This is a genomic window from Clostridium sp. TW13 (assembly GCF_024345225.1).
Classification (GTDB): domain Bacteria; phylum Bacillota; class Clostridia; order Clostridiales; family Clostridiaceae; genus Inconstantimicrobium; species Inconstantimicrobium mannanitabidum.
The window spans coordinates 3,201,705-3,222,835 of the sequence record NZ_BROD01000001.1 but is presented as its reverse complement, the minus strand read 5'-3'; the positions used below and the strand labels follow the sequence as shown (position 1 = coordinate 3,222,835).

Here is a 21,131-nt window from a genome sequence, read left to right as displayed (position 1 = left end):
TCTTGTGTAGCAGCAGTGCTATTATAAGTTTTCTTGAAAGTTTCAGGTAGTAAGTAGTGCGTTAAATTGTGTATAGAAGTATTCCATTAAAATGTTGGTGGACAACCTACAATAATTCGACAAAATTCTACCAACATTTAGCTGGAACAGTTCTATAGGGTTTTTTAGAATTATAAGGTACAGTATAGCAAGATTAGTATGTTTATAAGTTAATACAAAAGAGAGTAATAGATATTTTAAGGCATAATAATACCATGATAAAAATGATTATATAATGTGTAAATAATGTTCTACATTGATAAGCAGGTGAGGTAGAACTAAATATGCAGTTTATTTATTGAAACATATATAAAGAATGAAATTAGAATTTAAATCATAATGTTTTTGTTATATTGGAGTTAAGCAGTAAAAATACAGACTGTTTGACTCCATTTTAATTTAGTTTATAATCATGCTTTTCTATATTTTTGTGGAAGCAATAGATAAATACCATAAAAACCACAAGTTGAATATATGGATATGGAGTTTTTGCTAAAAGACTGTGAGATAAGTTAACATATATAATCAAAAAATATACAAAAAATATAGCTAAATACATAGAAAAAATGTTAAAATAATATGAATGTCTTAAACAAGTTTTATGTTTAAGAAAATTAATAACGTACATCAAGATGAAGTGTAAGTTTCAAAAAATGAGGAGTGAAAAGAATGGATTCTGGGCCTAGTACGGAGTTGAAAAATAGGAGAAGAGAGATTATGTAAGCAACAACTGTTTATTTAACATTGTTTCTCTTCTTCTCATAAGGAGGAGGAAGAATGATGAATAAATTAGCTTTTTTTAGATTTAATGATGTAATTAACAGGGATGTATTTGATGAGTTTGGTGAATCATTAGGTTTATTAAAAGATGTATATACTACATCAGAAAATGGCACATTAAGAGTAATTGGGTACAAAATAAAAAGAGGTAGTCTTATATTAGATTATGAATTCAGAAGCATTAACTTTTTTGAAAAGGATAATGGACGAATCAAGATTTTAACTAAGGGCAGTAGAGAAATATTACCTCGTACTTATAGCTATTTATTGTTTAAGGATCTTTTAAATAATAAGGTTGTAGATTTAACTACGAAAAAGGTAGTTAAGGTAAATGATTTGGCTATGGAAGAAATGGCAGGAGAAATCAGAGTTACCAAGGTTGAGTGTTATAACATAACAAAGTACAAGGGTGCTACAATTAATAAATTGTTAGGAAAAGTGCTACCCCTAATAGGAAAAAAAGCAGAGAAAACAGTGCTTAGATGTGATGAGATTGAAGTTATCAAGCTTTCAGAAGGAGCACTTAATATATCATCAAGATTTAATAAATTATCTGCAATGCATCCAGCTGACCTTGCGGATATCATTGAAGATTTGGATGTAACTCAAAGAAGAGAGATATTTGAAAACTTAGACCAAGATTTAATTGCAGATACATTAGAAGAAGTAGAACATGAAATGAAGGGTGAAATTATAAAGGAACTTAGTGAAAGTAAGGTTGTTGAAGTTCTAGAAAGTATGCCTAATGATGAAATCGCTGATATGTTAGATGAACTTGATGATGAAGAAAGAGAAAAGCTACTAGTAAGCCTTCATAATGAAGATGCTGCAGAAGTAAAAGAGTTGCTGAAATATGAAGATGAAACTGTAGGATCAATTATGAATACAGATTGCATAACAATTAACCTAGATATAACTATTAGGGAAACTATAGAATTAATTAAGGAATTAGATCCTGATGAAGAAGTTATGCATAATGTATACATAACTGATAATGATGGAAGAATTGTTGGTGTGGTAGGTTTAAAAGATATACTATTAAATAGCGATGAGATAAATTCAAAAAGAAAGCTTAAAGAATTTGCTGTTTTAGATGTTAAAAGTTTAAACTATAAAGGAAACATAGGTGAAGCAGTAGAGGCTATGGATAAGTATGATTTATTATCTATTCCTGTAGTTGATGAAGATAATAAAATATTAGGTGCAGTATTGATTCACGATGTTATTGATGAGGCATTATATCCTGTTTGGAAGAAAAAGAATAGGGCTAAATAATGTTTCCATATGTACCATAAAATTTAAATATATAAATTCCTACCTAAATACTTGACATTTAAAATTGAAGTTGTATAATAAAATCATAGTAAATCGTATCACATTACTAAGAATTGAATAATAAATGCATTGATAAAGTAAAGTAGCATAGTGGAATATTACAGAGAGAAAGCAGTGCTGAGAAGCTTTTATAGAGAAATTATGTGAAGTGCCCTTTTGAGCAGGAACCGGAAATTTAAGTATGGTATCTCGGGATTACCCGTTATAGTAATAGAACATTTATGTGTTTGAAAAAGGTGGACATATTCAAGTAGAGTGGGACCGCGGAGTATAATACTTCGTCTCTAGATTTTTAGAGGCGGATTTTTTTTATATAAAAATTAATATATATTTGGGGAGGAATTTAAAATGACATTCAAAAACGTATTAGAACTAATAGGAAAAACACCAGTATTAGAGGTAAGCAATTTAGTAGAGCAAGAGGATGCAAATGTATTTGTAAAGCTTGAAAAATTCAATCCAGGTGGAAGTGTAAAAGATAGAGCAGCTTTAGGTATGATAGAACAAGCAGAAAAAGATGGACTTCTTAAGCCAGGAGCTACTATTGTAGAACCAACATCAGGTAACACAGGAATAGCTATAGCTCTAATTGGAAGGGTTAAAGGATATAATGTAGTAATAACAATGCCGGAAACTATGAGTAAAGAAAGAAGAGATCTTTTAAAGGCTTATGGAGCTGAGCTTATACTAACTGATGGTTCAAAGGGAATGAAGGGTGCTATAGCAAAAGCTGAAGAATTGGTGAAGGAAAATGGATACTTTATGCCACAACAATTCTTAAATCCAGCTAACCCACAAAAGCACTATGAAACTACAGCAGAAGAAATATTAAAGGATATACCAGATTTAGATGTATTCATAGCTGGTGTTGGAACTGGTGGAACAGTTTCAGGTGTGGGAAGAAAGCTTAAAGAATTAAAGAAGGACATTACAGTTATAGCTGTTGAACCAGCAAACTCACCAGTTTTATCAGGTGGAAATCCAGGAGCACATAAAATTCAAGGAATAGGAGCAGGATTTGTTCCAGATATATATGATAGTAGTATAGTAGATAGAATTATACAAGTTAAGGATGAGGATGCATATAAGGCAGCAAAAGAATTTGCTGCAAAAGAAGGAGTATTAATTGGTACATCTTCTGGAGCTGCATTAAGCGCAGCTTTAACTGTAGCTAAAGAACTTGGAAAAGGAAAGAAAGTATTAGCTATAGCTCCAGATGGAGGAGAAAAATACATCTCTATGGGATTATATGAATAATATAAATATAAAGTAATTACAGAGGAAGTGATTTCGTTGTTTAAGAACCTTAAGTACGACTTACAAAGAATCTTAGATAGTGACCCAGCAGCAAGAAGCAAGCTAGAAGTATTTATTCTATATCCATGTGTTCATGCTGTTATAAACCATAGAATTGCTCACTGGTTATATAAAAAGAAATTGTTTTTTTTAGCGCGATTAGTATCCCAAACCTCAAGACATTTTACAGGTATAGAAATTCATCCAGGGGCAAAAATAGGTAAGGGCTTATTTATAGATCACGGTATGGGAGTAGTTATAGGGGAAACAGCTGAAATAGGTGATGATGTAACTCTTTATCATGGAGTTACCTTAGGGGGAACAGGAAAAGAGAAGGGCAAGAGACATCCAACAGTAGGTAATAATGTACTAATAGGATGCGGAGCCAAGGTTTTGGGCAATATAACTATTGGAGATGGAGCCAGAATAGGTGCTAACGCAGTGGTGCTAGAGGATGTACCAAATGAAGCAACTGCAGTTGGTAGTCCAGCCAAGAATATTATAAAGGCCAATGCTACTATTATAGAAATAGAAGATTATAGAGGCAAAAAGAAAAAGATGTACAACAATATGATAATATAGGCATAAGGACTTAATTATTTTTTGAAAATGCCTAATAAAAGGGACTGTTTTTACAGTTCTTTTTATTTTATTGAGCTTATTTCTTTCTAATACATACTTGTTATTTATTCTAAGCTATTTAGTAGATTTATCAAGTGAAACTTGATTCAGGTGGGGTGTATCCCCATCTGAATCTTAGTTGAACTTATCCAGGAGCGTGCAGCCGTTATCTCCAACTTAAGCAGAGAACCTAAATCTATGATTTAGTGTGAATCGCTTACTCATCTGACTTTAGGAAGAGGAGTTTCATATAAAGTTGGAGTGTTACGGATGCTAGCTATCGGATAAATTATATAAGTTTCAAGTAAGGTGCTTTGTGCTTTTTGGGTTAGTAATAGTATATGATTACTAAATTATATAGGTAATTAAATAAATATGTGCACATACATCTGTTCTGCTAATATATTTGCAAAGATGCATATAGAACTATTCCACTTAAAAGTTGGTAGAAAAATGTCGAATTTTTGTAGCTTGTCCATTAATGTTTCCACCAACATTATTATGGAACAGTTCTATATATGAAATAGAATCACTTTGTATAGATAAGAGGTATCGTATATTTATGAGCTAGAAACGACGTTATATAATATAAATAAATTATATATTAGTGTCTACTGTACGTAATATTGATGTAGAATATTATTTAGAGCTTATATAAATAAGTACTCTTTAAAATTTATTATAAACTATATATAACATAAAATAGTGAGAAGTTTAGTGGAGTAAATTTAAGAATTGTACACAGTAAAAAGTGTGCGTGTAGTAAGAGAGAGGCAGATGAAGTTAATAATGAAAAGTTCATATAGAAAGAAAGGAGTACATTATAGTGAAACAAGGCATAATAAACTTCTGTAGCAGCATAGGATTATCGGAAGTTGGCTTTATGAAGTGTAGAAGATTTGAAGAACTGAGAACATTTTATGAGGAAAGAAAAAAACTTAATATTGAAAATGAGTTTGAAGAACAAGATATAGACACTAGAATCAACCCTATGCATTACATGGAGGAAGGAAAAACTATAATATGTATTGCCTTTCCCTATCATCATAATGAAGAATATATAGATAATGGATTTTCTGTATATACTAGAGGAACTGATTATCATAGAGTGGTAAATAATTATTTAAATAAAATATGTGCATATATTCAAGAACAAGGAGGGAAAGCTATACCTTTAGTAGATAGCAATACCTTACCTGAAAGATACATAGCAGCTTTATGCGGAGTTGGTTTTATAGGAAAAAACAATATGCTAATAAATAAAAGGTATGGTTCTTATGTTTTTCTTGGAGAAATCATAACTGATTTAGAATTAGTTGATGAAAAGGAAGAAAAGCATTTTAAAGCATTTGATGGCTGTGGTGAATGTGAGTTATGCTATAATGCATGTCCGACAAAAGCGATTAATAAGAATAGGAAGAATCCTAATATATGTTTATCTTACATAACCCAAAAGAAAGATATAGATGAAAAGTGGTTCAAAATTTTAGGTGGAAGAATTTTTGGTTGTGATTCATGTCAAAAGGCATGTCTATATAATCAGAATAAAGAGTATTCAAATATTGAAGAATTTAAGCAATTAGAGTTTATGAAAAACATAGATGAAGATAAAATGATTAGTCTTAATAATGCTGAATTTAATAGTACAATAAAGCATACTTCTTGTGGTTGGAGAGGAAAGAATACAATTATAAGAAATACTTTAATAAGAAAAGCAATTTTTAAAAGAGAAAGTATAAAGGATATAAAACTTAACTCACCAAATTTACAAAGGTATTATAATAGACTTTTAGATGGAAGTGAATTATAATAATTGGGTGGATTTTTATAATTCAACCAGAAAAACTTCATACCATTGTGAGTGGTTGAAGTTCACTATATAGAATTTAAGGAAGTGTTTAAATTATGATGTCACCGTTGTTAATAAAATTATTAGAAATTATGCCAAAGAAAGTACGTGTGGCACTTGTTAGAAAAGGTGTTAGAGGATATATAAAGAAATATGCTGATTTAGAAGTAAACGGCTTAGAGAATATAGATAATGCTAAAGGTCCTATCATTTTCATTTGTAATCATTTAAGCAATGCAGATGCATTAATCTTGCATGAGCTTTTAAAGGATAGTGATCCATATTTTGTTGCAGGAGTAAAGCTTACTACAGATCCTGTTACAAACTTTGGAATGGAAATGGTGAAGACCATAAATATTAAGCCTAATAGTGCAGATAAGGAAGCTATGACTAATATAGTAAAGACAGTGAAGGAAGGAAATAATTTATTTATATTTCCTGAAGGCACAAGAAGTAGAACTGGTGCAATGATAGAGGCAAGAAAAGGTATCCTGTTAATAGTTAGACTAACAAAAGCAACAGTAATACCAATAGGAATTAGTGGCACGGAAAAGGTATTACCTATAAGGCAAGATGGAGATATGGGTGGAGAAAGATGGCAGCAGGGTAGAGTTAAAGTTAACATTGGAACTGCGGTATCCTTGCCTGCTAAAGAGAAGGATGAAGCAAAACATGACTATGAAGATAGATGTTTAACAACTCTTATGAAATCTATAGCTAAATTATTGCCTGAGAGTTATAGGGGAGTGTATGGAGAAGAAAGATAGTAATTAAAGGAGTAATTTTTTATGAAGCAAAAGACAAAATTTATTTTAGAAGAGCTTAAAAAGATGTATCCAGATGCTAGATGTGAATTAAATTTCAATACACCATTTCAACTTTTAGTAGCCACAGTTTTATCAGCTCAGACTACTGATAAAAAGGTTAATGAAGTCACAAAAGAATTATTTAAAAGCTATCCAGATGTGGATAGTTTTTTGACTCTATCTAGGGAAGAGTTAGAAGAAAAGATAAAGGTAATAGGATTATATAGGAATAAGTCAAAAAATTTATTGCTTTTAGCTCAGAAACTAAAAGATGATTATAATGGTGAGGTTCCTTGCAGCATGGAAGGAATAACTTCATTACCTGGTGCAGGAAGAAAAACAGCTAATGTAGTAATGTCAAATGCTTTTAATATACCTGCAATCGCGGTAGATACTCATGTGTTCAGAGTAACAAATAGATTGGGTCTAGCAAAATCAGATAAAGTTTATGAAGTGGAAATGCAGCTTCAAAAGCAGATAGATAAGGATCAATGGACATTAGCACATCATTTATTTATTTTTCATGGAAGGGCTTGTTGTATTGCAAGAAACCCAAAATGCGACAAATGCAATTTAAAAGAATGCTGTGATTATTATAAATTGAAAAAATAACCAGAAGAAAATTAGTTTTAATAGTGTGATTTAAAAACACAAATAAAGTCTAGCGAGAATTGCGATAATTAAATTGGGTTTCCTCTTTAAAATAATAGTATAATTATAATTGGTATAAAATATTAAATTATCATTTGAAGTTCTACTTATAGAAATAATTTAATTGTATTAATTGTATGGAAAGAGGATGTCTTTAGTTATGAGAGAGAAAAATATTTATCTATGGGTAGGAATAATTATTTTTATAATGATGACTATATTCCTAGCTATATTCTTAGATCCTATAGATGCATCAGGAACTGGTAAGGGAGTTTATTTGTGCAATATATATATTATTTTATCAATAATTGTAGCAGTAGCAAATTTAACTTATTATCTATATAAAAAGGATGTTTTTATACTAGCAATAGCAATAAGATTTTCACTAGCAGCAGGATTATATTTTTTTTCAGTGATGAACTATTATTTTTCTGAATCCGGACTACTTATTATTGAAGGGATACCTCATATGAGTGAGATGGGAGTTATAAGTAATGTTAGTATAGCTCTCTTAATTATATACGTAAGTATACATAGAAAAGTTGAATTTAAGTTAGATACCACTAAATCAGCAAGTTTATTATTGGCTGCAGCATTTTTGGGAGCTTTAATGCTTGAGGGTGAAAATTATATAATATATCATTTTATTAGTGGAAAAAATACAGTACTTATTTGTACATTAATTAGCTTGATTATTATCGCTTTGAATCTAATAATTTTATTTCTATTATATTCTGACTATAAAAGAAGCAAAAGCATTTATTTATATGTATTAGTTATTAGCTACTTATTTCTTATTATTGGAGAAATGTTAAAGATGATTTGTAGTGAGGGCATGACTAATATAGCATTTTTAGGTGATTTGTATAAGATAGCCTCTTATGCCTTGCCTTTAGTTGGAATGTGTATGGAATTTATAAATAATATGAAAGTACTACATTCCAAAATTGAAGAAGAAAAGGAATATCAGAGTAAATTATTTAAGTATTTTAGCATAATACAAGAATCTAGCAATATAGTAGCAATAATAAATGAAGTAGGAGAACCAGAATATTTAAATCCAGTAACAAGAAGAGCTTTAGGTATTTGCGGCGCGCTAAATGATAATGGTGAACCTGATTTAGATAAATTAAATATTGTTACAATAGAAGGATTAAATTATAGACAACTTATAGAAAGAGCTACTAAAGAAAAAGAATTCTTTACAAGGATTAGCATGGAAGTAGGAGATGAGATAAAATATTTAACTGTGAATATTTATCCTATAGAAGATAAAATTTATGGAAAAACAAATTATGCGTTAATAATGAATGATGAAACAGATACAGTTTTATTAACAGAAAGTTTGCTTAAGGGTGAAAAGAAATTTAGAAATATTACAAATAATATTTTTGATTTAATTTGTCAGCTAGATTATAAGGGAAATATAAAATATTGTTCACCATCATATACAGCAGTGTTTGGAGGAATATATGAATACTATCAAAATATCCCTTGGGTACACAATGTACTAGAAGAAGATGTTGAGATGGTTCTTGATGATATAAATAAGTGTCTAAATTGTAGGAAAACTATAACAAATGAATGCAGAATGGTAATTGACAATTGGAGTAAAAGTGAAGTTATATGGGTGGAATATCTTATTAGCCCTCTTACAGATGATGAAAAAAGAGGGGCTATGATAAGTGCTAGAGATATTACAAGGCGAAAGTTAGCAGAAGAAGAAAGGGAACGAGACTCTAAGAAGTTGCAGGAAGCATTACAATATGATGAACTTAGAACAGAATTTTTCTCGAATATTTCTCATGAACTAAGAACTCCTATAAATGTAATTTTTTCGATTGTACAAGTCGTAGATCTTGAAAATCAAAATAATAATAATTGTTATGGTAAATACAATAATGTGTTAAAACAAAATTGTTATAGATTGTTAAGATTAATAAATAACTTAATTGATATTACAAAAATCGATGCAGGCTATTTAAAATTGACTATAGGAAAATATGATATTATCAAGTTGGTTGAAGATATAACTCAATCAGTAGTGGCTTATGCGACAACTAAAAATATTGAATTACTATTTGATACTGAAGAAGAGGAACTTGAGATATATTGTGATCCTGATAAAATAGAAAGAATAGTTTTAAATTTACTATCTAATGCAATAAAATTTACTCCAAGTGGGGGAAATATACTTGTTTATATGAGTAGAGAAGCAGATGATGTAATATTAAAGGTTAAAGATAGTGGAATAGGTATACCAGAAGATATGCTTGATGTAGTTTTTGAAAGATTTAGACAAGTAGATAAATCTTTGACTAGACAAAATGAAGGTAGTGGCATAGGGTTATCATTACTAAAGTCATTAGTTGAATTACATGGTGGTACTGTAAGTGTAACCAGTGAATTAAATAATGGAAGTGAATTTATAGTAAGGTTGCCTATAAACTATAATAAACAATTTTGTGAAGAGGATAGAGTAATCGATAGATCAAAGAATAATATTGAAACTATAAATATTGAGTTTTCTGATATATATGATGTTTTATAAAAAATGCAGAGAATACACAAGTTTTTGTGATTTCTCTGCATTTTTTGATTTTAATAGAAATTAATAGTATTTAAAGGCAATGAGGTAAGTGTGTAAAGACTATTTCCGTATAGAATATGTAATGTACATTGTTAAACAAAAAGTGTATGTGCCTATTCCATCTAAATGTTGGTAGAAAAATGTCGATTTTTCGTAGGTTGTCCACCAACATTTTAGTGGAACAGTTCTATATGGATTATGTAAATTGCTTTAATATCAATATAACTACGGTATATATGTTTGGAAAATGTATTTATCCGGATGTATATGTTGAGCAATTTGATTATATTAATCCACGTAGTTATGAAAAATATAAAACAGTGGTACTTAAAACAGATTATTTTTTTTGTTATAATCACATTAATGAATAAATCAATGGATTGTTTGGAGGATAAGTTATGAAAATAGGAGTTATTATGGGAGGAATTTCTTCAGAAAGAGAAATTTCACTTCAATCTGGTAAGGCAGTAGTAGATAGTTTAGATAAAAATAAATATGAAATAGTAGCTATAGATATAAGAAATAAAGAGGAGTTAGTAGAGAAGGTTAAAGGAATAGACTTTGCTTTCCTAGCACTTCATGGTAGATTTGGTGAAGATGGAACTGTTCAATCAGTACTTGAAACTATGGGAATACCTTACTCAGGCTGCAACCCATTAAGTAGTGGAGTTTGTATGGATAAGGATATGACCAAGAAGGTGCTAAAAGCTTGTGGAATAAGAACTGCAAAGTGGTTTACAGTTTCTGCAGTAGATGAAATAGATTTTGATATGATAGAAAGCTTTGGATATCCAGTTGTAGTAAAACCTAATAGTGGTGGTTCTTCAGTTGCAACATTTATATTAAGAAATAAAGAAGAAATAAAAGATGCTGTACGAGAAGGTTTAAAATGGGATAACGAAGTTATGATAGAACAATATATAAAAGGTGATGAGATAACTTGTCCAATAATGGACAATAAGTTATTCCCTGTACTTGCAATTAAACCTAAATCAGATTTCTTTGATTTCACATCAAAATATGCTGATGGAGGAGCTGACGAGTTTATAGTTGAACTTGAACCAAAGCTACACAAAGAAGTTAAAGAAATGGCTATTGCCACATATAAAGCGTTAAAATGTAGCGTATATTCAAGAGTAGATATGATAGTAAGTGAAGGAGTTCCTTATGTTTTAGAAGTGAATACTTTACCAGGATTAACAAAGAATAGTCTTTTCCCTAAGAGTGCTAAGGGACTTGGAATAGAGTTTCCACAATTTTTAGATTTAATAATTGAAGGTTCATTAAAAGTTAGGAAATAAAGGATTAAATTTACTGAAGATTTTGATGTTGCTTAACATAGAGATTAGTCAATTAACCATATAGTTAATTGACTAATCTTAAATGTATATGCATAATTCAAAGTCTTTATTTATTTTATTTTAAGAAATTCTTAAGAAATATATATTACAATATATATATAACTAAATTTATACATATATACAATTAGTGTATTTAAGTCGATAGAAAAATTTATTTTATGAGGTGATAGGATGTCTAATGAAAAGCAGAGAATTTTGATCATTGATGACGAAAAAGAAATTAGAGATTTAATTAATATATATTTAAAAGGTGAAGGGTTTGAAACCATTTTAGCAGAAGATGGTGAGCAAGCTTTAGAAATACTTAAGAATACTAGGGTTGATCTTATGATTTTAGATATAATGATGCCTAAAATAGATGGAATAGAAGTTTGTATGAAGGTAAGGGAAGAAAGAAATACTCCTATAATAATGCTTTCAGCAAAGGCAGAAGATATGGACAAAATATTGGGTTTAACTACAGGAGCTGATGATTATGTAACTAAGCCTTTTAATCCATTAGAACTGGTTGCTAGAGTAAAGTCTCAACTTAGAAGATATACCAGCTTAAATAATGCTGGTATGACTGTAAATAAGGAGGAGAGCATATCTGGAAAAGATGTTTTGATTGTAGATGACTTGAAAATTAATATTGAAAATCATCAAGTATTTATTGGTGATATGGAGAAAAAGTTAACCCCAACAGAATTTGAAATATTAGCATTACTAGCTCAAAACAGAGGAAAAGTATTCTCGATTCAAAATATATATGAGAGTGTATGGAATGAAGAATTTATGGAATCAGATAATACAGTAATGGTTCATATAAGAAAGATAAGAGAAAAATTAGAAGCTAATCCTAGAAAGCCTCAATATATTAAAACTGTTTGGGGGGTAGGATACAAAATTGATAAATAAGTCTAAGTATAGAGTTGGTAATAGACTTTGGAATAGAAGATTCATGGCTCCAGTAAGACTTATGGTAAAGATAACAAAGAGAAGAATGGATAAAAACATTCGTTTTGCTATTATGGTGGTTTTTGCAATATGCTTTTTCATAGGAATGGTTGCCTATTTAATAAGTAATATATTCTTCGGGTCAAATGACTATAGAGTTGTTAATATAAAGGATAGAACATCTATATATAGTTTATTGGAGGATTTTAATACTGCATATAGAGATTATACTAAAGATAAAAATGTATCTATTAATAAATCCGATATGGATAAACTTATTATGAATTTAAACATATTAAATAATGATAAGGTAATAGTTGCAGATTTTAATGGTAAAGTACTTTATAAATATGGTAGTGTTACAGATTCCACAATAGATATAAACAAAAACATTACTAATGCTATAGATATAAGTCGTAAGGAAAAGGTAACAACAACTTATATGGCACTGAGTGAGGAAGAGTTAGTTGCTTATAGAAATATCACATTTGAAAGCAGTCCAGCGCTAATTTTTTTATATACAAAAGATGATGTTAGACAATCCTCAGAATCTACAGGTAATAAGGGAGGATTTGCATCACTTGTTATAGCAATAATAGCCTTTATAGTTTCTTTCTCTAATCTTACTAGGGATAAGATGAAGTATGTAAACAATATATCAATTGGAGTTGGTAAGATAGCCTCTGGAGATTTAGAGTATAGAATTGAAGAGGTTGGCGAAGATGAGATAAGTAAGATAGCCAGAAATATAAATTCCATGGCAAAGCAAATAAATAATAGGATGGAAAAGGAAAGAAGAGCTGAGAAAACAAAAAATGATCTTATAACTAATGTATCTCATGATTTAAGAACACCACTTACATCTGTTATGGGATATATAGGTTTGGTTAAGGAAGGCAAGTATGAAAATGAGGAACAGATGAAAGAGTATCTTGATATAGCTTTCAAAAAGTCAGAAAAGATAAAGGTACTTATGGAAGATTTATTTGATTATACGAAATTAAGTAATGCTGCAGTTAAGTTGGAGAAAACAGAAGTAGATATAGGTGAATTTTTATCTCAATTAATTGAGGAATACAGTCCTGTATTTTTTGAGAATGAGCTTAATGTTATAAAAAATATTGAGGGAAATCTAAGATGCAACATTGATACTAATAAGATGCTTAGAGTTTTTGAAAATATGATTTCAAATGCAATAAAATATGCCACAAAACCTTGTGATTTTGAAATTTCAGTGGCGAAGCTTGAAGAGAAGGTCAGAATAAGTTTTGCAAATAGGTGTGAACATATACCTAAGGAAAAGATAGATAAATTATTTGATAGATTCTATAGGATAGATGAATCAAGAAATTCAAGTAAGGCTACAGGGAGTGGACTTGGTTTAGCAATTTCTAAAAATATAATATCTCTTCATGGTGGTAACATATGGGCAGATTATGTGGAGGATAAAATTATATTCATAATTGAAATAAACTGCATTAGTTAAAAATTCTAGTAACCAAATATAGAAGTGGGCATATTTTATTTATATGAGTACTTTTATTTTGGAGATGTAGATATGCAAAATAATAATCCTCAAAGCACTTTTGGGCCAGATCTAAATGAATACAAAGATCAGGTTAATTTTAGTGTTTTGGCTTATACAGTAGATTTTATATACTTAAGAGCTTCTGGTTCAGCTACAGGAAGAGTTAGAGTTGATGCAAAGTTTGTAGAGTATGCAAAAGCCTGCAGAAATTTTGGTATTCCATCAGGTGCATATCATTATGCAGTTGCTTCTAACGATCCTACTACTGCAGATGTACAATGTGATGGATTTATTAATGCATTACAATCAGGTTATGGAACAAAAGATTATGGTGATTTATTTCCGGTAATAGATGTTGAAGCACCAGCTGATAAATCAATATCAACTACTACATTGGTTAATTGGGTTGATAGATTTAGAAAAAGGTTTGAATCAAAAACAAGAAGAAGATTAATGATTTATACAGGAACTTTTTTTGCAGAAATATATAATGATTTTAAAGTTCCTGGAAAAGGATATCCGTTGAGCAATATGCCTTTGTGGATTGCAATGTATAAAGAAATACCTTCTAATCCACCGTTTCCACCAGATTTAGGTGGATGGAAGAGGTGGAAGTTATGGCAGTATACTGAAAAAGGTAATATAAGAGGAGTAAATCCACCAGTAGATTTAAACTGGGGGCCAGATAGCTTGGATTTCATAATGCCGCCAAGAAACGTAAAAGGATTAAGTGCAACAAAAGATCAAAATAATATATATATTAAGTGGGACAAAAATCCTGATAAAGATTTGCTAGGGTACAATTTGTTTATTAACTCAGAGTGGATAGGAACAGTTAGCAGGGATGCTATTAGCTATGTGTTCAAGAGAAGCAGAATGAACTTAGCACCAGGAGCCCCTATTGAAGTAAGCATAGAAGCTTTTGATTTTGATGGAGATTTTTCTAAACAAAGAACTAAGGTAACCATCTAAATATATGTTTATAATCAACAAGTGTTGGTAGATAAAGGCACGACAATTAGTTTGAAATTATTTATTATATATTTAAAATGGAGGTTAGAATATAAATTTTAGCCTTCATTTGATTTGTTAAATTACAGAAATATAGGCTAAGATTTATATAAAAATATAAAAAATAATAATTATGTTATTAATCTATATTTAATAAAATTTATATAGTATAATATATTTTAGGCAAAATATATTAGAACTTATTATATATTTGTGTATAAACTAGTGAAAGGAGATAATAAATGGTTAAAAAGGTTAGAAACAAAAAATCAACAGCCATAATTGTTGGGAGTGTTTTAACAGCTGCAATTGTTTGTGGTGGTGTAGGATATGTGCTTGCAGTGCAAAATAATGTAAGTAAGTGGGCTAATAAGATATATCCAGGAATAGCTGTTGAAGGAATAGATTTATCTGGAATGAATGAGACTGAAGCAAAAACAATTTTAAAATCTAATGTAGAGAATAATGTTAATAAAAAAGTTGTTACTGCTACAAAAGATTCTAAGAGTTATGAGTTAAAGTATTCAGAAATTAATCCTAAATTCAATATAGAGGATACAGTTAAAACGGCACTTAATGAAGGAAAAAGTAAAGGGCTGTTTGAAAAAAATGGTATTATAAAATCTGGTATTAATAAAAAAATATCCTTAGAATTTAGTTATGATGAATCAGCATTAAAAAAGTTTGAACAGAAAATTTCTAGTGAGTTAAATGTTAAAGCTAAAGATGCCTCTTTAGTTATTACAGGTGGAAATATGTCAATTACTAGTGAAGCTACAGGTATAGAAGTAGATAAAGATAAATTGCATAAGTTACTTAAAGAAAGCATCTCAAGTGATTTAAGCAAGCAATCTAAAATAGATATACCAATGAATGTAATACAACCTAAGGCTACAAAAGCAGCTTTATCAAAGATTGATGGTATAATATCTTCATTTTCTACAACCTATAATCCAGCACAAACTGACAGAAGTGAAAATCTTGCTATAGCAGCTAAAAAGGTAAATGGTACAGTAGTTATGCCAGGTGAGACTTTTAGTTATAATGATACAGTTGGTGAAAGAACAACTGAGGCAGGATTTAAAAATGGTGCTATTTTTAAAGACAATAAGGTAGTTCAAGATGTTGGTGGAGGTGTTTGCCAAGTTTCAACTACATTATATAGAGCAGTAATGTCAGCAGGTATAAAATCTGTTGAAAGACATAACCATTCTTTAAAGGCATCTTATTCAGATTTGGGATTAGATGCTACAGTATATTGGGGAAGCTTAGATTATAAATTTAAAAATACTTATAATTTCCCAATATATTTAGAAGGTTATACTACATCAAATCAAGTAGTTTTTAATGTTTATGGTAGCAAAGCTGGTAAAGGCAGTAATAATTATGATATAGTAGCTGAAACAATAAAAACCCTTGAACCAGATGTACAAACTATAAATGATCCAAGCATAGATGCTGGACAAGTAGTATGGGATACTCAGCCAGTAACTGGATATGTTGTTAAGTCATATAGAGTAACTACTGATGCAAGTGGAAACCAAATTGCAAAAGAATTTATTGCTACTGATACTTACTCAAAAGTTAATGGTGTAAAAAGAGTTGGAACAAAAAAAGCTAAATAGAAATAAAGTGTTAATAAAGAGCCGTTGCAAGAATAAAATGCAATGGTTCTTTTTCATTTCAGGAAATAACCTAAATGATTATAAAACCAATCTTTATTTAACAAAATAATAAATTGAAACATTTACAATATGCCAGAAAATGAAAATATATTGTAAAATAATTATTAGATGTAATATAATGTATGTATAATGATTATAGGGGGCATAATTTATGAAACAGATTGACGAATTGATAAAAAATATATCTAAGGTTATTATTGGAAAGGAAGAAACAGCTCGTGATATATTAAAGGTGTTGCTATCAAATGGACACATATTAATAGAGGATGTTCCTGGAACAGGAAAAACCACGTTAATAAAAACCTTAGCTAAAAGTATAGATTTAAATTATTCAAGAATTCAATGTACACCAGATTTATTGCCATCAGATATTATTGGTGTTTCAATTTTTAATGAGAAAACAAGAGAGTTTGAATTTAAAAAAGGACCTGTATTCTCTAATTTTATATTAGTAGATGAAATCAACAGAACATCCCCAAAGACCCAATCAGCACTTTTAGAAGTTATGGAGGAAAAGCAGGTTTCAGATTGGAGCGATACATATATAATGAGTCAGCCTTTTATAGTATTTGCTACTGAAAATCCTATAGAACATGAAGGAACATTTAATTTGCCAGAGGCACAATTGGACAGGTTTTCAATGAAAATAAGTATAGGATACCCATCTTTAGAACAAGAAAAACAAATCTTAAGTATATACAGTGAAAATAACCCATTTGAAGATATTAAACCAGTAATGACTGGTGGAGAATTAAGAGAATTGCAAGAGAAAACAAGAGAAGTGTTTATTAAACAGGATTTAAATGATTACTTAGCAGAAATTGCTGCTAAAATAAGAGATTCGGAATTAGTAAGCGTGGGAGTAAGTACTAGAGCTATATTATCATTACAAAAAATATCTCAAGCTACTGCTTTGCTTAATGATAGAGATTATATGCTTCCAGATGATATAAAAGAAAATGTAATAAAATCACTAAGTCATAGAATTATATTATCTAGAGCAGCACAGCAGCAAGGTCTTGATGAGATAAAAGTGCTAGAAGGAATTATGAAAAATGTAGAGGTACCAAAGGTGAGAGTATGAAAATAGATAAGTGGTTTGCAGCTACATTATTTATTGTTATAGGTACTGCGTTAATCAATGGGGGCAAATTTTTTACTTCAGTTGCAATAGCAGTTGTACTTATTCTTGTTTTTGAAATAATTTATCTAGTTATATGCAAAAAGACTATAAATATAAAGGATAGGACTACTACATTTAAAATAACTTGTGGCGAAGAAATAACAATAAAGTATGAAGTGGAAAATATATTTAGAATTTTTATTCCTTATGTCAGTATAAATTCATCAGTTCTTAAGAAAAAAGAAGATGAAATAGTATACTCTACCATGCTGCCTAAAAAGAAAAATATAGTTGAAGAAAAACTTTCTTTCAATTATAGGGGAATATACAATATAGGAAGCAAAGTAATTAGCATCAAAGGCATTTGGGGAATTGTAACGATGACATATTTGAAAAGAAATGAAGAGGTTATTATTGTTACTCCTAAAATATATAGGTTTGAGCAGCGTTATTTTGGAGTCTTAGGAAATAGTGATTTAGCAGTAGGTGGAACTAAAGGTGAAAGCAGCAATATTAAAGAAATTAGGAAGTATAGAGCTGGGGATAATTTAAAACGAATAAATTGGAAATGCAGTGCTAAGTTCAGTAAGCTTATGGTAAATGAATATGAGGACAAAATTGGAGAAACAAATTATATTTTAATTGATATGAATGCAATTAATTTTGAATTGGATCCATCAAAGCAAAAAGAAGAATCTTTAGTTGATTTCACTGCATCCTTTTGTAAAAATATAGCTAAAATTGGGCTAAGATTTAATGTATTTATTAGTAATAAAGAAGTTGAGCATTTTGTTGTTGATGATGAAGAGAGTTACCTATTGTTAGAAGATTATTTTGTGAGAAATGAAAGTGACGGGCGAAGAGATATTTTAGACGTAATTAAGCAAGAATTTAGTAATATATCTGATGGAATTGGATTGATTATAGTAATTAATAGATTAAGTAAAGATTTCTTAAAAGAAATTAACAGAAGTATTAATTATGGTAAAAATAATCTTGTTATAGTGTTTAATGATTGTGATGAAGCTATACAATCAGAAGTAGAAAACAATAAAAACTTGCAGCTTGTTAAGTTAGAAGAAAGCATTAGTCAAAATGGGGTATAAAGTTATGGAAGATGAGGTACTAAAATCAATAAAAGAAAAAACATATAATATAGTTGAGTCAGTTTTATATATATGTTTTATAATATATTTCATGATAAAGGGGTTTTATATTCGTGGAAATGTATGGGGAACATGCATTAAATATATAATAGTATCATATTGTTGTATAGAAGGGATAAGGTACGGTATACCTTATTTATTTAATTATTGTAGGGAGTATTTAAAAGCTAGCGGAGTCCAATTTATAAAAAGAATAATACTTTTAGGTGTTATATTATGTATAATGGCAATGTATTTTGACTGGTCAAAAATTATTGATTTCTTTTATAATACAGAAGTTCACTTTGTAAATATGGTATCAGTAAACAATGTTGATATTACTATGACTCGAAATGTATTTCTATTTTCAATTCCTTTATTAATAATAATCTTTAGTTTTCTAATAAATAAACACTTAGAGTTTTTGATTTCAGCAATTATCTTTATTGTAATTGTAGTTCTGTACAACTTAGGCTACAAGCCATCCATTGATAAAATGATTACTACATTTATTGCGATTAATTTTATTATTTTTGGACTTAGGTCAACCTATATGAAAAAGAATTGCAATCAAAAAGATAAGTACAATATAGTAATGTTAGTTAGTGTGGCTTTAATTGTGGCTATCATAGGAAATAATTTTAGCATTGACTATAAAGGACTTAAAGATAAGTTTGTAACTAAAAATACGGGGTTTGCTGCAAAGAATTTAACAGGATTGTATGATAGTTCAAATAAAATGGGAGGACCAATAAGTTTAGATAATAAATTAGCGTTTAAATATAGTTTTCCTAATGGAGTAACAACTGGTTATACTTATTTCAAAGCAGATACTGAAGATTACTACACAGGTAAAAATTGGATAAAGAGCCAGGCCAAAACAGCACTGGATGTCAAAAAATTTAAAAATACAGTTGAAAATGTAATCAAAATTTCAGATAAGTATAAGAATGATGTTGAAATCTATCCTGAGGAAGAAGTTAAGGATGCAATTTTGGTTCCTAATTTGAGCTATAATATAACGATGATCAATAAAGAAATAAAGCCTACATTTGATTGGTATAGAAATAATTTTAATATTTCTAAAAGTAATATGAATTCTTATGACGTAGAGTTTATAGATGAAGCTATTTATTCTAGGAACAAAGGCGAAAAAGACGTAGATTATGTAAACAGGATAAATAAAATTTCGAGAGACTATTATTCTTTTGATGATGGTCCTGAAAGTTTTGATATGTACACGCAGTTACCAGTTACAGTCACAGAGAGAACAAAAAATTTAGCTTATGAAATAACACACGATTGTAGAAATAACTTTGAAAAAGCAGAAAAAATAGCTGAGTATTTGCGAAGAAATTATACTTATTCTTTAACTCCTAAAAATATACCAGAAGGACAGGACTTTGTTGATCATTTCTTATTTGATGAAAAGCAAGGGTATTGCGTATATTTTGCTACAGCAATGACAGTGTTATGCAGAAGTGTAGATATACCAGCCAGATTTGTAAGAGGGTTCAAGGATGGATACAGGTTTAAACAAAAAGATACTGTATACGAGATGAGTAATAAAGACTCTCATGCATGGTGTGAGGTTTATACCAATCCATTCGAAGAAACTTATAAAGAAATGAATAATAGTCTCATACAACCCACAAAACCATTTTGGGTTATAATGGATCCAACTTCAACCCCAAATGAAGTTTCAGTACAACACGTGCAAGAAGAAGATAAACGTGCAAAAGCTATTGGGGTTTTTATGTATGATGGAAGTAATATTAAAAAGAAAGTTCATAATACTGATTCAGATGTGTATAAAAATTTAACGCCAAACCATAATTATAGGCCTGATAGTACTAACATAAATGAAAGAACAGCTAAAAACAGCAATAAATTAATTGTTATAGCAATTATATTGTTTATACTTTTACTTTCAACCATATTAAGAATTTGTTGGATACTGCTTAAGAATCAACGTATAAGAAAAAATAAGAAAATTAAGATGATATATGCTCACTCTATGAAGTTAGTTTCTTTTATTGGATATAAGAAAAATCCTGCGGAAACAGATTTAGAGTTTGCAGCTAGAATTTCTGATGAAGAGATGAGTGAAATACTTCTAAATACAGTGAAAGCTATGAATAAACACTATTATGGTAGACACTATATTAAGAGGCAAGATACAAAAGATTTAGAAAGATTAAAATCTATTGTGAAAAGTAGAGGAAAGTTTAATTATTATATAAATATCTTTTTCCATTACTAAAAATGCTGTTATGGTTGGAGGTGCATAGTAGTAGCTTTGACTAATTTGAGTAGGTAGTGTATATTATTCTTTATAAGGCATTTTCAAAAAATAAGTAAGTTAATTTTATAAT

Annotated in this window: 15 protein-coding genes and 1 other annotated feature; all 15 genes read left to right on the top strand. The window is 29.6% G+C overall.

Annotation, left to right across the window (positions count from 1 at the left end):
• The first annotated feature begins 819 nt into the window (after positions 1-819).
• On the top strand, positions 820-2,094 hold the full coding sequence (locus OCU47_RS15075; protein ID WP_261830639.1) for a magnesium transporter MgtE N-terminal domain-containing protein: 1,275 nt from the start codon (positions 820-822) through the stop codon (positions 2,092-2,094).
• Positions 2,095-2,214: 120 nt separating this feature from the next.
• Positions 2,215-2,443 (top strand) — a binding site (T-box leader).
• A 59-nt stretch (positions 2,444-2,502) separates the two neighbouring features.
• Positions 2,503-3,411, top strand: coding sequence for a cysteine synthase A (gene cysK / locus OCU47_RS15070; protein ID WP_261829433.1), 909 nt, complete (start codon positions 2,503-2,505; stop codon positions 3,409-3,411).
• Positions 3,412-3,447: 36 nt separating this feature from the next.
• A complete protein-coding gene (gene epsC, locus OCU47_RS15065) occupies positions 3,448-4,032 on the top strand; it encodes a serine O-acetyltransferase EpsC (protein WP_261829432.1) in 585 nt (194 codons plus the stop codon).
• A gap of 865 nt (positions 4,033-4,897) precedes the next feature.
• Positions 4,898-5,881, top strand: coding sequence for a tRNA epoxyqueuosine(34) reductase QueG (queG, locus tag OCU47_RS15060; protein WP_261829431.1), 984 nt, complete (start codon positions 4,898-4,900; stop codon positions 5,879-5,881).
• A gap of 95 nt (positions 5,882-5,976) precedes the next feature.
• Positions 5,977-6,687 carry a lysophospholipid acyltransferase family protein gene (locus OCU47_RS15055; RefSeq protein ID WP_261829430.1) on the top strand — a complete coding sequence of 237 codons (711 nt, stop codon included), beginning with the start codon at positions 5,977-5,979 and terminating at the stop codon, positions 6,685-6,687.
• A 21-nt stretch (positions 6,688-6,708) separates the two neighbouring features.
• Positions 6,709-7,338 carry an endonuclease III gene (gene nth, locus OCU47_RS15050; RefSeq protein ID WP_261829429.1) on the top strand — a complete coding sequence of 210 codons (630 nt, stop codon included), beginning with the start codon at positions 6,709-6,711 and terminating at the stop codon, positions 7,336-7,338.
• 199 nt (positions 7,339-7,537) lie between these two features.
• Positions 7,538-9,928: a PAS domain-containing sensor histidine kinase gene (locus OCU47_RS15045; RefSeq protein WP_261829428.1), complete on the top strand. Its 2,391-nt coding sequence runs from the start codon at positions 7,538-7,540 to the stop codon at positions 9,926-9,928.
• Positions 9,929-10,365: 437 nt separating this feature from the next.
• The gene (locus OCU47_RS15040; protein WP_261829427.1) at positions 10,366-11,268 is read left to right on the top strand and encodes a D-alanine--D-alanine ligase; all 903 of its coding nucleotides are present in this window, start codon (positions 10,366-10,368) and stop codon (positions 11,266-11,268) included.
• Between the two features lie 231 nt (positions 11,269-11,499).
• Positions 11,500-12,225, top strand: coding sequence for a response regulator transcription factor (locus OCU47_RS15035; RefSeq protein WP_261829426.1), 726 nt, complete (start codon positions 11,500-11,502; stop codon positions 12,223-12,225).
• Positions 12,215-13,750 carry a sensor histidine kinase gene (locus OCU47_RS15030; protein ID WP_261829425.1) on the top strand — a complete coding sequence of 512 codons (1,536 nt, stop codon included), beginning with the start codon at positions 12,215-12,217 and terminating at the stop codon, positions 13,748-13,750. The genes OCU47_RS15035 and OCU47_RS15030 overlap by 11 nt, the downstream gene beginning before the upstream one ends.
• Before the next feature lie 72 nt (positions 13,751-13,822).
• The gene (locus OCU47_RS15025) at positions 13,823-14,764 is read left to right on the top strand and encodes a glycoside hydrolase family 25 protein (RefSeq protein WP_261829424.1); all 942 of its coding nucleotides are present in this window, start codon (positions 13,823-13,825) and stop codon (positions 14,762-14,764) included.
• A 281-nt stretch (positions 14,765-15,045) separates the two neighbouring features.
• Positions 15,046-16,428 (top strand): VanW family protein, encoded by a 1,383-nt coding sequence (locus tag OCU47_RS15020; protein ID WP_261829423.1) that lies wholly within the window; start codon positions 15,046-15,048, stop codon positions 16,426-16,428.
• Positions 16,429-16,639: 211 nt separating this feature from the next.
• On the top strand, positions 16,640-17,572 hold the full coding sequence (locus tag OCU47_RS15015) for an AAA family ATPase (RefSeq protein WP_261829422.1): 933 nt from the start codon (positions 16,640-16,642) through the stop codon (positions 17,570-17,572).
• Positions 17,569-18,717 (top strand): DUF58 domain-containing protein, encoded by a 1,149-nt coding sequence (locus OCU47_RS15010; protein WP_261829421.1) that lies wholly within the window; start codon positions 17,569-17,571, stop codon positions 18,715-18,717. Before OCU47_RS15015 ends, OCU47_RS15010 begins: the two co-directional genes overlap by 4 nt.
• Before the next feature lie 4 nt (positions 18,718-18,721).
• Positions 18,722-21,019: a transglutaminase-like domain-containing protein gene (locus OCU47_RS15005; RefSeq protein WP_261829420.1), complete on the top strand. Its 2,298-nt coding sequence runs from the start codon at positions 18,722-18,724 to the stop codon at positions 21,017-21,019.
• The last annotated feature ends 112 nt before the right edge of the window (positions 21,020-21,131 follow it).

Excerpts from the sequence above, each read along its gene's own strand:
- OCU47_RS15015 (WP_261829422.1), top strand. The coding sequence starts at position 16,640 with ATGAAACAGATTGACGAATTGATAAAAAATATATCTAAGGTTATTATT.
- OCU47_RS15055 (WP_261829430.1), top strand. The coding sequence starts at position 5,977 with ATGATGTCACCGTTGTTAATAAAATTATTAGAAATTATGCCAAAGAAA.
- nth (WP_261829429.1), top strand. The coding sequence starts at position 6,709 with ATGAAGCAAAAGACAAAATTTATTTTAGAAGAGCTTAAAAAGATGTAT.
- OCU47_RS15025 (WP_261829424.1), top strand. The coding sequence starts at position 13,823 with ATGCAAAATAATAATCCTCAAAGCACTTTTGGGCCAGATCTAAATGAA.
- OCU47_RS15020 (WP_261829423.1), top strand. The coding sequence starts at position 15,046 with ATGGTTAAAAAGGTTAGAAACAAAAAATCAACAGCCATAATTGTTGGG.
- OCU47_RS15040 (WP_261829427.1), top strand. The coding sequence starts at position 10,366 with ATGAAAATAGGAGTTATTATGGGAGGAATTTCTTCAGAAAGAGAAATT.
- OCU47_RS15075 (WP_261830639.1), top strand. The coding sequence starts at position 820 with ATGAATAAATTAGCTTTTTTTAGATTTAATGATGTAATTAACAGGGAT.
- cysK (WP_261829433.1), top strand. The coding sequence starts at position 2,503 with ATGACATTCAAAAACGTATTAGAACTAATAGGAAAAACACCAGTATTA.
- OCU47_RS15045 (WP_261829428.1), top strand. The coding sequence starts at position 7,538 with ATGAGAGAGAAAAATATTTATCTATGGGTAGGAATAATTATTTTTATA.
- OCU47_RS15035 (WP_261829426.1), top strand. The coding sequence starts at position 11,500 with ATGTCTAATGAAAAGCAGAGAATTTTGATCATTGATGACGAAAAAGAA.
- OCU47_RS15005 (WP_261829420.1), top strand. The coding sequence starts at position 18,722 with ATGGAAGATGAGGTACTAAAATCAATAAAAGAAAAAACATATAATATA.
- OCU47_RS15010 (WP_261829421.1), top strand. The coding sequence starts at position 17,569 with ATGAAAATAGATAAGTGGTTTGCAGCTACATTATTTATTGTTATAGGT.